General features: G+C 45.2%; 1 pseudogene. It reads left to right on the top strand.

From position 1 onward, the window contains the following. Positions 1-103: 103 nt before the first annotated feature. Positions 104-403: pseudogene (locus ACK8OT_RS19305) on the top strand (IS4 family transposase); the annotation flags it as partial.

Below are 403 nucleotides of genomic sequence, written 5' to 3'. Positions count from 1 at the left end.
CTAGCGAATCCCCACAAAATATCTTTCGCTATCAAATATATAGAAACGCATCTCGTTGTGTGATCTAATTAATTTCGCCAAAAACAAACCAGATTACAACGAGATGCGTGAACTTAATATCATACACCAACAGCTACAAAATCAATGCCCTTTCATTCACAAAAAACGTCTTCAATCCCTCATCGATTCTACCCAAGCATTGCTCAACGGTGATCGCCTCACCCTCACTCAACTTGGCCGCTCCATGACGGGTAAGACATCCGCTAAGCATGCCATTAAGCGTGTTGATAGGTTGCTTGGCAATGCGCAGTTGTATCGCGAGCGCATCGCTATTTATCGTTGGCATGCGCAGCTAACTTGCAGCCTCAACCCCTTTCCATTTGTCCTTATCGACTGGGCTGAC

The organism is Motilimonas thetidivivens, from assembly GCF_046452435.1.
In the GTDB taxonomy this organism is placed as follows: Bacteria; Pseudomonadota; Gammaproteobacteria; order Enterobacterales; family CBDFNC01; genus Motilimonas.
Note: the sequence above shows the minus strand (reverse complement) of the source record. Positions and strands in the feature narration are given on the sequence as shown.